Origin of the sequence: Mameliella sp. MMSF_3455 (assembly GCF_030733205.1) — a bacterium.
GTDB lineage: Bacteria > Pseudomonadota > Alphaproteobacteria > Rhodobacterales > Rhodobacteraceae > Antarctobacter.
The window spans coordinates 136,759-150,009 of the sequence record NZ_JASHJL010000001.1 but is presented as its reverse complement, the minus strand read 5'-3'; the positions used below and the strand labels follow the sequence as shown (position 1 = coordinate 150,009).

Here is a 13,251-nt window from a genome sequence, read left to right as displayed (position 1 = left end):
CTCAAAACGGGGCGCAGCCCCGGCTCAGCGTCCGACAGGCGGCGTGCCATGCGTGTGGAAGCTCTCGATGGTCTTCAATCCCCAGGCCTGGCCTTTCTTGCGGTCGGCCTCGGTCCAGACCACCGGTTCCCAGTCGGGCGCCAGCATCAGTCGGGCGCCGGCGTTCGCCAATTCAATCCGGTTGCCCGCAGGCTCCCAGGCATAGAGGAAAAAGGATCCCTGGATCGCATGTTTGTGCGGGCCGGTCTCGATGTGGACGCCGTTTTCAAGGTAGATGTCAGCGGCGCGCAGGATGTCCTCGCGCTGGTCGGTGGCATAGGTGACATGGTGCAGGCGCTTCTGCCCGCCACCGCGCTCCTCGGAACAGACAAGATCGTAGGTCTTGTTGTTGCAGGTGAACCAGCACCCGCCCAGGCGCCCGTTGTCCAGCTGGATCAGTTCGGTCACCCGGTGCCCCAGGCAGGTGTCCACGAAACGGCGGAACTCGGACACGTCTTCGCCGAGGAGGTTCACATGGTCGATCCGCCGGGGCGAGATCCCTTGCGCGTGAAACCGGCTGGACAGGTTCTTGAGCGCCGAAGCATCCTCGGGCGGGGCCTGGTACTTCACCGTCTCCCAGTAGAGCTCGAAGACATGGCCAAAGGGATCCTCGAACCGGAAGGCGGGTCCGTGACCCATGTCACCCCCGGTCCAGCCCAACACCTTGTAGTCAGAGGCCTCGATGGCCGCGACGCGGCGCTTTAGCGCCTCGGGCGAGGAGCAGCGATAGGCGACGTGGCCGACGCCCGTCGTCTGGTGCGCGGTGAGTTTCATCGAGTGAAACTCGTAGTCGTCCCAGGCGCGCAGGTAGACGCTGTTCCCTTCGCGCCCAGAGAGTTTCAGCCCGAAGACCCGCGTGAAGAAATCCAGGCTCTCTTCGAACTTGTCGGTGTAGATCTCGACATGGCCCAGGTGCGCGATGTCGAAATTCGGATTTGTCGGTTGGGTCATTGCGGGCCTCATAATTCATCAACGGTACGCGGAAAGATCGACTGATAGCCTTCCGCGTACTGGCAATCTCGCCCGCCGGACTGGCCGCCCGAGTTGCGCTTGAAATGGTTGGCGCGCTGCTGTGCGACGCGGGTGTAATAGTCCCACAGGTGGACCTGCCCCTGCATGCATTCCATCGCCGCGCGCTTCTTTTGCCAGACCGGCGTGATGTCGAGGAAGACATCCGGTTTCCATCCCATCTGCTCTGTCTGGTGCGGCTCGAACAGGTATAGCTGCGGCGCCCCCAGCACCTTTTCGCCCGGATTATGCCCCCAGGCCTGCGCGACCATACGCGCCTCAAGCGCGATCTGGGTCATGTACATATGGTCGGTGTTGTAGGGGTCGTACTTGCTATGGCTCATCATGAAGTTCGGCTGAACCTCGCGGATCAGGTCCACCAGCGCGAACTTGTCCTCCCGCTCCAGATGCAGGGGGTAGTCGCCCAGATCGTAGCAGACCAGGTCATGCGCTCCCAGCGCCTCGGCCGCCGCCTCGGCCTCGCCCCGGCGGATGTCCTTGACCTCCTGCAGGCTCTTGCCTTCCTTCCAGAGACGCGCGCTTTCGCCCCTTTCGCCGAAGGACAGGCAGGCCACAGTCACCTCGTAACCCATCTCTGCATGCAGGGCGATTGCGCCGCCGCAACGCCAGACGAAATCCGCCGCATGGGCCGAAATCACCAGCGCAGTCTTGCTCCCGCTCATGCCGCCTGTTCCTCCTCCGCTTGTGACCGACAGTCTGCCCCCGATGACGGGAAACGGCCAATTCGAAAGGCGCGGAAGTCATGAATTCTTGCTATATCGCACCAGATGTTCGCGGATCAAAACTTGGCGCCCCAGCGCGGGTGCTGATCGTCGATCACAAGCGGGTGGGAATGTTCCCGGTGGCCCTGGAGATGCGGATGATCCAGCGGCAGGTTGTCGTGCCGGTGCGGCACCTCAGCCGGGTCGCCGCCGGGCCAGAGCCGCAGCGCCAGCACCAGTCCGACCGCCCCCAGCGCCGCAAGTCCAAGCAGCGAGGGCACCGTCCCAAGCGCGGTCATCAGCCACCCCGACAGCGGATAGGTCAGCAGCCAACAGGCGTGGCTGAGCGCGAATTGCGCGGCAAAGACCGCCGGTCGATCCTCGGGATGGGCGGAGCGTTTCAACAGCCGGCCCGAAGGTGTCAGCACCGCCGAATAGCCCAGCCCGACGCCCAGCCAGACCGCCGCCAGCAGCTGCCAGTTGAGCCCTGCCAGCCTGATCGCGAAGGCCAGCGCCACCAGTGCTCCGATCATCAGCCCGGCCCCGGCCAGCATCACCGGACGGTCCGCGCACCGGTCCAGAACCCGTGGCAGCGACAGGGCCGCCAGCATGGAGCCCGCGCCAAAGGCGAACATGGTCCAGGCCAGCGCGCTTTCATTCAGCCCCAGTTGCCCGCGTACAAGCACAACCGTGTTCACCAGCACCATCGCTCCTGCCGAGGAGGCCGCGAGGTTAAGGGCCAGCAGACCGCGCAGGCGCGGCGTGGCAAGGTAGATCCGGATGCCCCGTGTCGTCCGGTCGTAGATCCCGCGCCGCGCCCCCGCCGACGGACTGGGCAACAGGACCGAGACCACCAACAACGCCGAGGCGGCAAAGCCCGCGACCGTGCCAAGGAACAGCAGGTTGTAGCTCATGACCGCCAGCAACAGCGCCGCCAGCGTGGGAGAAACGATGTTTTCCAGGTCGTAGGCCAGCCGCGAAAGGGATAGCGCACGGGTATAGCGCGCCTCGTCAGGCAAGACGTCCGGGATCGTCGCCTGGAAGGTCGGGGTAAAACCCGCCGAGGCCGATTGCAGGACAAAGACCAGCGCATAGACCTGCCAGGTCTCGGTCACGAATGGCAGGCACAGCGCCACAGCCGCGCGTACCACGTCCAGTCCGACCAGTAGCGCCCGCCGGTTCACCCGGTCGGCAAAGGCCCCGGCAACCGGCGCGATCCCGACATAGGCCACCATCTTGATGGTAAAGATCGTGCCCAGCACCATGCCCGCACTGTCGCCCGCCAAATCAAAGGCCAACAGTCCCAGCGCCACGGTCGCCAGCCCCGTCCCCAGCAGCGCGACGACCTGCGCCAGGAAAAGGTGCCGGTAGGTTCGGTCCGTGAGGATGTCCAGCATAGGGTCTGCTCCGCGCTTCTGCCCAAATGGCTAGCGCGTCGCACCGCGCCCTTGCAAGAGAGGGCCGCAGCCCCTTGCGACGGTCGCGCCCGGCAGAAAGACTGACCGGAGCAACAGGAAAGCCTCATGCCTCGCATCCTTCAGATCACCGATCCCCATGTCCTTGCCGCCGGATCACTGGCCTATGGTGTCGTCGACACGGGCGCGGCGCTGGAACGCACGGTGGCGGGCATCCGCTCCGCCCTGCCCCGCATCGGCCCCATCGACCTTGTCGTCGTCACCGGCGACCTGGTGGACCACGGGACGGCCGAGGAATACGCCCGTTTCATCGAGATCATGACCCCGCTTAGCCTGCCGCTTTGCGCCGTGCCCGGCAATCACGACGCGCGGGAACCGATGCGAGAGGCCTTCGCCGGCACCGGCTGGCTGCCACGGACCGGCGCTATCCGTTGGCGGCAGGATCTCGACGGCACCTGCGTGATCGGGTTGGACACGCTGGTGCCGGGTGCGCCGCATGGTGCTCTGCGGTCCGAGACGCTGGATTGGCTGGCCGACGAAATGGCGCAGACGGGCCCCGTGCCTCTGATCGTCGCCATGCACCACCCGCCAATCCCCACCGGCATCGTGCAGATGGATCGGCAGGGCCTCGAGGCGCCCGAGGCCTTGCAGGCAGTCCTGGAACGGCACCCCGGTCCCGTTCGAATCATCGCGGGCCATGTGCATCGGCTGGTCATGGGCAGCCTTGGGACGGTCCCGGTGGTCACCGGCCCCGGCACCTCGCACGCCGTCACGCTGGATCTGCGCGCCGCACGGTCGGCAACCTTCGACATGGAACCGGGCGGCGTGCTGATCCACGAGGCCGGAGCGGCGGGCATTCGAAGTCATCTCTTGCCGCTGGGCGACTGGTCCGGCCCGCACCGCTTTTCCGGCCGAGGTCAGGCCTGTCCAGTTCGAGCGGCCCCCGTCAGGCGGTGACGGTTTCGCCACATGACGATCTCGGCCAGGATCGAAAGCGCGATCTCGCCGGGTTCCACCGCGCCGATGTCCAGCCCCGCCGGAGCCTTGAGCCGCCCCGCCCGTTCGCCCGACATGCCGTCTTCCAGCAGGCGTTTGCAAAGCACCGCCGCCTTGCGACGCGAGGCCACCATCGTCACGTTGCCCACGCCGCTCTGCAAGGCCGCCTTGAGGCAGGCATGATCGCCCTGCCCCTGTGTGGCCACCACGATCACGTCCCGCTCTGCCAGGTCCAGGGCCTCCAGTTTGGTCCCCTCGAACCGAAGGCAGTTGCCGTCGAACGGCACCCCGTCCCGCAGGGCGATCCGGTAGCCCGCCAGCGCCCCATGCGCTGCCACGGCCTGCGCGATGGGCGTATCGCCAAGGATGCAGAGCATCGGCGCCTGGGAATAGGGTTCGATCAACAGTTCCACGGTCCCGCCCGAGGGGCACCCGCTCTTGTAGACCTGCGTGCCGTCCGCGTCGCGCAGCGCCACGACCTTGTCCTTTGGCTTGACCCGGATCACCTTGGGACTGCCTTGGGCCAGAGCCTCGCGCGCGGCCTTTTGCACCGCCCGCGTCACGCAGGCGCCGCCCAGGTGGCCGATCACCTCGCCCGCCTCGGTCACCGCGGCCTTACCGCCGGGCCGGGCCGAGGTCACCTCTGCCGTCCGCACGACCGTCGCCACACAGAAGGGACGGCCCGTGGCCCGCAGGTCCGCAATCCTGTCGAAAATGTCGAAACCGTCCATCTCCTGCTCCCTCAAAGTCTTGCAAGGTCCTGTTCAAGCGCCGCCAGCGCCGCGATGGTATTTGCGGGCAGCAACGCATCGAGGTGCGGGCGCGCCGCCGCCATCGCACGGGCCACGTGCGCGTGATCGCGCCATCCCGGCAGCGGCGTCAGCCAGACGATCCGCCGCGCCCGCCGCCGCAATCGTACCAGCCCTTCGGCCACCGCTTCGGGTGGGCCGGTGCAATAGCCGTCGCTGAGGATCAGCACGACCGTCCGTCCGTTCAGCGCCCGCGCCCCGTATCCCCGATTGAAGGCGCGCAGCGCGCCGCCGATGTCGGTGCCGCCGCCAAAGCCCTCGGCCATGAGGCTGAGCCGCCCGGCCGCGCGCAGCGTGTCCCGGTCGCGCAGCGCATCGGTGATCCGCATCAGGCGGGTGTGGAACAGGTAGGCATCCGCTTGCAGATCCGCGCTGATCAGACCCTTGAGAAAGGCGAGGAACACTCGGGACACCACCGTCATCGACCCGCTGACATCGCACAGCGCCACGATCCGCACAGGCCGGTCCGGACGGGCCCGCCGCGGCAGGTCCAGCGGTTCGCCCCCGCGCGCAAGGCTGGCGCGCATCAGTCGCCGCATGTCAGGTTCCTGCCCCCGAAGCGCCCGTTTGCGACGACGTGAGCGGCGATCGCGGATCGCCCGGGCCAGGTCGCGCGCCACACGCTCGGCGGCGCGCAGGCTGTCCTCATCCATCAGTTCGCGCAGGTCGCGTCGGCTCAGCGCCTCTGTCCGGGTTGCGATCAGCCGCCCTTCGGTACCCTCGGCCTCTTCGGTGCCGTCATCGTCGGGCCCGCTGTCGCCGCCTTGTCCGCCCTCTGGTCCGTCTTCGCCCAGATGAGCCAGCCACAACGCGGGTTTCGCGCTTTGCACCCGGACGTGGGCCGGGGTGTCGTGCCGCGTCGTACGCCCGGTGTTGAACCAATAGCCGTCGAACAGATCGTCGAAGCGCCGCCAGCCGTCGGCATCCGGAACCAGAACGACCTTGAGCGCGCGCCGGGCCTCTGCCGTGTCGGTGGCCCGCACCTGCGCCAGTGCTGCCAGCGCCGCCGCCGTCTCTGCCGGCCCCAGAGCCAGCCCGTTCATGCGCAGATGCGCGATAAACCCGGCCATGCGGTCGGCCAGCCCCTCGGCGCGGGCGGGAAAGCGCGTGACCCCGCTCATGCGACCTTGCCCAACAGGCGCGCCAGCGCCTCGGGCGGTAGCGCATCACGGTCGGCGGCGGTCTTGAGCAGGCAGACCAGCGTCGCCTGCACCTGCGCCGGATCGGCGGCGAGGTCGTTGATCCCCAGGCCGGACAATGCCGCGGCCCAGTCCAGCATCTCGGCGATGCCCGGTTTCTTTTCCAGGTCTTCTTGGCGCAGGGCCTGCACGGCGGCGATGACCTGCCGCGCCAGTCGGGCCTCGATCTCCGGTGCCCGGCGCGACAGGATCGCCAGTTCCGTGTCCCGGTCGGGATAGTCGACATAGGCATAAAGGCAGCGCCGCCGCAGCGCGTCCGACAGGTCGCGCGTGCCGTTGGCGGTCAGGATGACAAACGGCCGCGACCGGGCAGAGATCGTACCCAACTCGGGGATCGTGATTTGAAATTCCGACAGGATTTCCAGCAGGTAGGCCTCGAACTCCTCGTCCGCGCGGTCGATCTCGTCGATCAGCAGGACAGGCGGCACCTCCTGGCGGATCGCCTCCAGCAAGGGCCGTTGCAGCAGGTATTTCTCGGAGAACAACGCCTCGTCGCCCGTGCCCTCGGCCCGGATCGCAAGCAATTGCCGCTGGTAGTTCCATTCGTAGATGGCATGGCCCGCGTCCAGCCCCTCGTAGCATTGCAGCCGGATCAGGCGGGTAGTCAGAACCTCGGAAAGCGCCCTTGCGATCTCGGTCTTGCCGACGCCGGCCGGGCCCTCCAGCAACAGCGGCCGGCCCAGCGTCTGCGCAAGGTGCAGCGCCATGACCAACGTGTCGTCCGCGACATAGCCGGTCGCGGCCAGATCTGCGCGCAGCTTGTCCTGCGGTGTTCTCATCGCAACAGGACCTCCGCTTCGACCTCGATGGCAAAGTTCATCGGCATGCCCGACGCCCCCATCGCCGAGCGGGAATGCTGTCCGACCTCCGGGCCGAAGACATCCAGCACGAGGTCGCTGAACCCGTTCATCACAAGGTGCTGTTCGGTGTAGCCCGGAACAGAGTTCACCATGCCAAGAACCCGCGTCCAACCGGCCACCCGGTCCAGCGGGCCGATCCTGTCGCGCAGGTTGGCCATGACCGACAGTGCCACCGCCCGGGCGGCCTCGTATCCCTGTTCGGTGGTCAGGTCGCGGCCCAGTTGACCATAGGGACCGATCAACCGCCCCGTCCTGTCCTGCGCCGGATGCCCCGAGATAAGCACCCTGTCACCGCGCACCGTGATCAGCGAGAACGGCAGGTGCACCCCGTCCGGCAGTTTGACCGGCGCAGGCAGAAACAATCCCAGCTCTGCGAGCCTGTCTTCAGGTGTCATCCGGCATCGCCCCACGACTGGCAGAAAACTGCGGGGCGCCCGCCACCCGGACCAGGTGAATGAAGGGCGCCCCGCCCCCCTTGGTCACCCGTGCAGCCCCATGTCCCGCGCAATCTTCCAAACCCGCCAGTGATCGTGCGGCATGTGGCTTTGCGTCAGGCCGAAGGGCCGAAAGGCATCGTGAACGGCGTTCGAGAAACAGGGCACGGATCCCACGTTGGGGCTTTCGCCCACGCCCTTGGCACCGATGGGATGGTGAGGGCTCGGCGTGACCGTGTGGTCGGTCTGATAGGTCGGTGTCTCCCACGAGGTCGGCAGGAAGAAATCCATCAGCGTTGCGGTCTTGTGGTTGCCCATGTCGTCGTAGGCGATCTCCTGTCCCATCGCGATTGCATAGCCTTCGGTCGCGCCGCCATGCACCTGTCCCTCGATGATCATCGGATTGATCCGGGTGCCGCAGTCATCCAGCGCGTAGAACTGGCGCACCTCGTGTTCGCCCGTGTCCACGTCGATTTCCATCACGCAGATGTAGGCGCCGAAGGGATAGGTCATGTTGGGCGGGTCGTAGTAGCTGACCGCCTCAAGCCCCGGTTCCAGTCCGGGAATGGCCTGGTTGTAGCTGGCAAAGGCGATCTCTTTCATGGTCTTGAAACGGCTCTCGTCGCCCTTGACCACGAAACGGTCGACGTCCCACTCGACGTCGCCGTCGTGCACCTCCAGCAGGTAGGCGGCGATCATCTGCGCCTTGGCGCGGATCTTGCGCGCGGCCATGGCCGTTGCTGCGCCGGCGACGGGCGTCGAACGCGATCCATAGGTACCAAGCCCGTAGGGCGCCGTATCCGTATCGCCCTCTTCCAGCGTGATGTCATCCGCGGGCAACCCGATCTCGGAGGCGATGATCTGGGCAAAGGTCGTCGCATGCCCCTGGCCCTGGCTGATCGTGCCCAGTCGCGCGATGGCGGACCCGGTCGGATGGATGCGGATTTCGCAACTGTCGAACATGCCAAGGCCAAGGATATCGCAGTTCTTGACCGGCCCGGCGCCGACGATCTCGGTGAAATGGGTCAGGCCGATGCCCATCAGCTTGCGCGTCTTGCCGGCCTTGAAATCCTCCAGCCTCTGGGCCTGTTCCCTGCGCAGATCGTCATATCCCACCGCCGCAAGCGCCTTGTCCCATGCGGTGTGGTAGTCGCCCGAGTCATATTCCCACCCCAGCGCAGACTGGTACGGAAACTGGTCCTTGCGGATAAAGTTGATGCGCCGCAGCTCGGCCGCGTCCATGTTCAACTTGATCGCCAACACCTCGATCATGCGTTCGATGAAATAGGCGGCCTCGGTCACGCGGAAGGAACAGCGGTAAGCCACGCCGCCCGGCGCCTTGTTGGTATAGACCCCGTCCACCGCCAGGTAAGCGGAGGGAATGTCATAGGACCCGGTGCAGATGTTCATGAATCCCGCCGGGAACTTAGTGGGGTCGGCGCAGGCATCAAAGCCGCCGTGATCAGCCGTGGTGTGACACCAAAGACCCGTGATCTTGCCCTCCTTGGTGGCGCTGATCTTGCCCTGCATCCAATAATCGCGTGCGAATGCCGTGGACATCAGGTTGTCCATCCGATCCTCGACCCATTTCACCGGCTTGCCGGTCACGATCGAGGCCACGACCGAACAAACATAGCCCGAGTAGGCCCCGACCTTGTTGCCGAACCCGCCGCCAATGTCCGGAGAGATCACCCGGATGTTGTGCTCGGCAATGCCCGAGATCAGCGAAACCACGGTGCGGATGGCGTGCGGCGCCTGGAACGTGCCGTAGAGCGTCAGCTTGCCCGTCACCTTGTCCATGCTGGCGACACAGCCGCAGGTTTCCAGCGGACAGGGGTGCGTGCGGTGGTAATAGACCATCTCCTCGGCCACCACGTCGGCCTCGGCCATCACCGCCTCTGTCGCGTCCTTGTCGCCCTGCTCCCATGTGAAGATGTGGTTGTGATGCTTGCGCGGGCCATGCGCGCCTTCGCTCTGGCCCGCCAGATCCTCGCGCAGCACGACGTCGGATTTCAGCGCCTCGAACGGGTCGGTCAGGACGGGCAATTCCTCGTATTCGACCTCGACCGCCTCGACGCCATCGGCGGCGGCATAGCGGTCGGTTGCGACCACAAAGGCCACTTCCTGTCCTTGGAACAGGACCTTGCCGTCTGCCAGCACCATCTGCTTGTCGCCCGCCAGCGTCGGCATCCAGTGCAGTCCCAGAGGTTCCAGGTCCTTGGCGGTCAGCACTGCCAGAACCCCGGGCACCTTCAGAGCCTCCGCGGTGTTGATCGAAACCACCTTGGCATGGGCATAGGGTGATCGAACGAAATCACCAAACAGCATACCGTCCGACTTGATATCGTCGACGTAATTCCCCTTGCCCTGGGTGAACCGCACATCCTCCACCCGCTTGCGCGAGCAGCCCATGCCCTTCAGGCCGGCGGAACGTTCCTCGGGCGATTGCACCTCGTCTTTCATTCCGCGGCCTCCTTCTGGGCGTTCATCACGTCCGCCGCCGCCAGGATCGCCTTGACGATGTTCTGATACCCCGTGCAGCGGCAGAGGTTTCCGGCCATGCCAAAGCGCACCTCTTCCTCGGTGGGCGTCGGATTCTCCTGCAGGAGGCGGTGCGCACGGGTGATCATCCCCGGCGTGCAGAACCCGCATTGCAACCCGTGATGCTCGCGGAACATCTCTTGCAGCACCGACAGGGACCCGTCGGCATTCACCAACCCCTCGACCGTGGTCACATCCGCGCCCTGTGCCTGCGCCACAAAGACCGTGCAGGATTTGACGGACCGCCCGTCCATGTCGACCGTGCAGGCCCCGCAATGCGAGGTCTCGCAGCCCACATGCGGCCCGGTCACGCCGAGGCTTTCCCGCAGGAAGTGGATCAACAGGGTGCGTGGTTCGGCCAGCCCCTCGACGGCCGTGCCGTTCACCGTCAGCTTTACGTGCATCTTGCTCATGACGCCCCCCTCAGCCCGCAACGCGCGAGAGTGCGCGAGCGATGGCGCGGCGCAGCACCACGCCCGCCACATGCCGCTTGAATTCCACAGGCCCGCGCATGTCTTCCTGCGGGTCAATGGCTGCGAGTGCGGCGCTTACGGCCCCCTCCCTGTCTCCAGCCGCCAGCGCCGCACCCGCCTCCGCCGACCAGACCGGCACGTCGGCCAGGTTGGTCATGGCAATCGAGGCAGAACCCTCGCCGACCAGAACCGCCGCCGCCGCGGTGGCATAGTCGCCGATCTTGCGTTTCTGTTTTTCATAGGCGTAGCCCGTGCCCGCGGCAGGGATCGGCACCGTGATGCGAGTCAGGATCTCGTCATCCGACCGGGCCGTGAAATAGGCGCTTTCGTAGAAATCCCGTGCCCGGATCTGCCGTGAGCCGTCCGGTCCCGTGACCTTGTAGGTCGCGTCCAGGCATTGCATGAGCCCCGGCATGTCGTTGCCCGGATCGCCGTTGGCCACATTGCCCCCGAGGGTCCCAAGGTAACGCACCTGGGGGTCGGCGATCTGCAACGCGGCCTCGCGCAACAGCGGCACGGCCTCTGCCAGGCCCGCGTGTGCGATCAACTCATGCTGCGTGACCATCGCGCCAAGAGAGATGCTGTCGGCGCCGAACTCAATCCCCTGCAGGTCCGGGATGTCGCGCAGGTCCACCAGATGTGACAGCACCGCCATCCGCAGTTTCATCATCGGCACCAGGCTGTGGCCGCCCGCGATCACCCGCGCCTCGTCGCCATGTTCCTGCAACAGGCCAATGGCAGCGTCCAGCTCTGCTGGCCTATGATAATCAAACCCCGCCGGTATCATCTGTGATCATCCTCCCCCGCGATCTTGCGCCGCTTCGGGGAGGGTTCCGCCAGACCGCGCCGGAACCAACGTCAGAGCCATAAAAGACAGGCATTCGCGCACGAAATGCGAAATGGCTGCACGAATGGAGAACCCTTTATGGCCGGGGACGGTGGGCGGGGCGAGGTGACGGCCGCAAGGCCGGCACCAGCGCCGCCCCGGCGTCCGCGCCTCAGACGCCCAGCACGCGGCGAACCTCGGCCAGGCGTGAGCGGCTGACCGGCACCTTGCCCAGGGCCTCGACCCCGTCGAAATGACAGACGCCGGTATCCTTGGTGCGCCGGAACTCGGTCACGAGAGCGGGATTGAGCAGATAGCTGCGATGCGCCCGGATCAGGCCCGCCGGTGCCAGCCGCTTCGCCGCCTCGGAAATCGACCAGGGGCAGAACAGTCGCTCCGCACCGGAGTAGAGCACCGTGTAATGTCCCTCTGCCCGGACCGCCGCGATGGCACCCGCATCGACGAATTGCGTACGGCCCTCTTTCTCATAGGGGACTGGCACCCTTCCCGGCGCCGCGCGTTCCACGGGTTCTTCGGTGTCCGGGACCTGCTCCGCCGGAACGGCAAAAAAGGTCACGCTGCTCAGCAGGAACGCGCCGCAGATGACGAATGAGCTGAGCGCCACGCCCATCGCCAATGTCTCGTTCGACAAGGCGGGACCGACGGTGTCGCCCCCGTCCAACCCGACGAAACCGGTGCCCGCCATCGCGATGAAATGCACCGCGAAAACCGATAGGCCAAAGACCAGGGTACCCAGCATGATACTGCCCCGCGTGCGTTCGCCATAAGCAATCCAGATCGCCGTAACCGACAGCGCCAGCGCCGCGACCAGCGCCACCGCCAGTCCCCCGAAGCTGTAGACCGGGCGGCACAGTTCCATCCCGCTCATGCCGACGTAGTGCATGGCCACGATCCCGCAGCCGACGATCCCGCCAGACAGGGTCAGCGTCAACGGACCGCGATCGCGGAAATGCAGGATCAGCAGCGCCAGCCCGACCATGAGGATCGCGATCAACGCCGAGATCAGCGTCACCAACCCGTCGTAGAAGAAGAGGATCGGCAGTTGCAGCCCCAGCATGGCCACGAAATGCATCGACCAGATTCCGCCGCCCAGAGCCACCGCCGAGATCGCCACCACCAGCTTGCGCCGGGTCAGCGGCAACGCCGAGGCCCCACGCGTCAGGGATAGCCCGCTGAACCCGGCCATCAGCGCCACCGCCAGCGAGGCGGCCACAAACGCCGGGTGATGCGAGAATTCAAGCACACCACCGCTCCTTACAATGCGCGGGATTTAGGCACATGCCCCGCGGTCCTGCAAGCACGGGGAGGCGTCACGCGCCGCCTCGCGACACAACCGCAAAGAGACCCTTGAGGCGCAGCATCGCCCTCTCGCCGTGTTCTCGGAAACAGTCACCGCCACAAGTGTTTACGGTTTCTTAACGTGCACCAATGACGCGGAATTAACATTTTCCAGCCCTGCGGGCCCCAAATTCCCCGCTTCCAAGTGGTCTTGTGACCGATCTGCTCTTGGTCCGCTGCGCCGTAGACCGCCAAAGGAAACCCCGATGAACGCCCGCCCAAGGCACCTTCGCGCCCTGCCTCCGGTCCCTGTCGGAGCAAGGCATTCGCTGTCCTCCGGCAATACGACCTCCTCGGATGAATGCAGCCTCGCCGCGTTGCTGCGTGAACGCTTGCGCCATAACGCGGCGGAACGGGGGCTGCCCTGCCCCCGCTCATGGATAACCGCACATGGCCGATCAATCCTGCGGGCACAACTTATGCACGAAATCGCCGACGGGACCTTGCTTTCCGGTCCCAGACTGGAATTCTCGGTCAGTGATGCCACGATTACCGGCGACCTGCTCGACGTCTTCGCCAAAGCCCTTCTCGACCGCTGCCCCGCGTCCCGGCGCACCTGACAAACAGGAC

At 65.9% G+C, this 13,251-nt stretch carries 13 protein-coding genes; 2 read left to right on the top strand and 11 right to left on the bottom strand.

Annotated elements, in window-relative coordinates; translation table 11 throughout:
* Window positions 1–24 precede the first annotated feature (24 nt).
* From RBB42_RS00700 to RBB42_RS00690, 3 genes are all read right to left on the bottom strand, one after another.
* A complete protein-coding gene (locus RBB42_RS00700; RefSeq protein WP_305968667.1) occupies window positions 25–990 on the bottom strand; it encodes a VOC family protein in 966 nt (321 codons plus the stop codon).
* Between the two features lie 8 nt (window positions 991–998).
* Window positions 999–1,730 (bottom strand): PIG-L deacetylase family protein, encoded by a 732-nt coding sequence (locus RBB42_RS00695; protein ID WP_305968666.1) that lies wholly within the window; start codon window positions 1,728–1,730, stop codon window positions 999–1,001.
* Window positions 1,731–1,846: 116 nt separating this feature from the next.
* Window positions 1,847–3,166 (bottom strand): MFS transporter, encoded by a 1,320-nt coding sequence (locus RBB42_RS00690; RefSeq protein WP_305968665.1) that lies wholly within the window; start codon window positions 3,164–3,166, stop codon window positions 1,847–1,849.
* A 126-nt stretch (window positions 3,167–3,292) separates the two neighbouring features.
* Here RBB42_RS00690 and RBB42_RS00685 point away from each other — a divergent pair, with 126 nt between their 5' ends.
* On the top strand, window positions 3,293–4,141 hold the full coding sequence (locus RBB42_RS00685; protein ID WP_305968664.1) for a phosphodiesterase: 849 nt from the start codon (window positions 3,293–3,295) through the stop codon (window positions 4,139–4,141).
* Here RBB42_RS00685 and RBB42_RS00680 read toward each other — a convergent pair.
* The 8 genes from RBB42_RS00680 to RBB42_RS00645 all read right to left on the bottom strand — a co-directional run bounded on the left by RBB42_RS00680 (window position 4,102) and on the right by RBB42_RS00645 (window position 12,586).
* Window positions 4,102–4,911 (bottom strand): XdhC family protein, encoded by an 810-nt coding sequence (locus RBB42_RS00680; RefSeq protein ID WP_306043579.1) that lies wholly within the window; start codon window positions 4,909–4,911, stop codon window positions 4,102–4,104. The two genes, RBB42_RS00685 and RBB42_RS00680, sit on opposite strands and share 40 nt — an antisense overlap.
* A gap of 11 nt (window positions 4,912–4,922) precedes the next feature.
* A complete protein-coding gene (locus RBB42_RS00675; protein WP_305968662.1) occupies window positions 4,923–6,110 on the bottom strand; it encodes a vWA domain-containing protein in 1,188 nt (395 codons plus the stop codon).
* Window positions 6,107–6,967: an AAA family ATPase gene (locus RBB42_RS00670; protein ID WP_305968661.1), complete on the bottom strand. Its 861-nt coding sequence runs from the start codon at window positions 6,965–6,967 to the stop codon at window positions 6,107–6,109. Before RBB42_RS00670 ends, RBB42_RS00675 begins: the two co-directional genes overlap by 4 nt.
* Entirely contained in the window at window positions 6,964–7,443 is a 480-nt protein-coding gene (locus RBB42_RS00665; RefSeq protein ID WP_305968660.1) for a RidA family protein, read from the bottom strand. The genes RBB42_RS00670 and RBB42_RS00665 overlap by 4 nt, the downstream gene beginning before the upstream one ends.
* 84 nt (window positions 7,444–7,527) lie before the next feature.
* Window positions 7,528–9,945 carry an aerobic carbon-monoxide dehydrogenase large subunit gene (locus RBB42_RS00660; RefSeq protein WP_305968659.1) on the bottom strand — a complete coding sequence of 806 codons (2,418 nt, stop codon included), beginning with the start codon at window positions 9,943–9,945 and terminating at the stop codon, window positions 7,528–7,530.
* A complete protein-coding gene (locus RBB42_RS00655; RefSeq protein WP_305968658.1) occupies window positions 9,942–10,436 on the bottom strand; it encodes a (2Fe-2S)-binding protein in 495 nt (164 codons plus the stop codon). The genes RBB42_RS00660 and RBB42_RS00655 overlap by 4 nt, the downstream gene beginning before the upstream one ends.
* 10 nt (window positions 10,437–10,446) lie before the next feature.
* Window positions 10,447–11,283, bottom strand: a complete 837-nt coding sequence (locus RBB42_RS00650) for an FAD binding domain-containing protein (protein WP_305968657.1) — start codon at window positions 11,281–11,283, stop codon at window positions 10,447–10,449.
* 211 nt (window positions 11,284–11,494) lie between these two features.
* Window positions 11,495–12,586, bottom strand: a complete 1,092-nt coding sequence (locus RBB42_RS00645; RefSeq protein ID WP_305968656.1) for an MHYT domain-containing protein — start codon at window positions 12,584–12,586, stop codon at window positions 11,495–11,497.
* A gap of 514 nt (window positions 12,587–13,100) precedes the next feature.
* Here RBB42_RS00645 and RBB42_RS00640 point away from each other — a divergent pair.
* Window positions 13,101–13,241: a hypothetical protein gene (locus tag RBB42_RS00640; protein WP_305968655.1), complete on the top strand. Its 141-nt coding sequence runs from the start codon at window positions 13,101–13,103 to the stop codon at window positions 13,239–13,241.
* The last annotated feature ends 10 nt before the right edge of the window (window positions 13,242–13,251 follow it).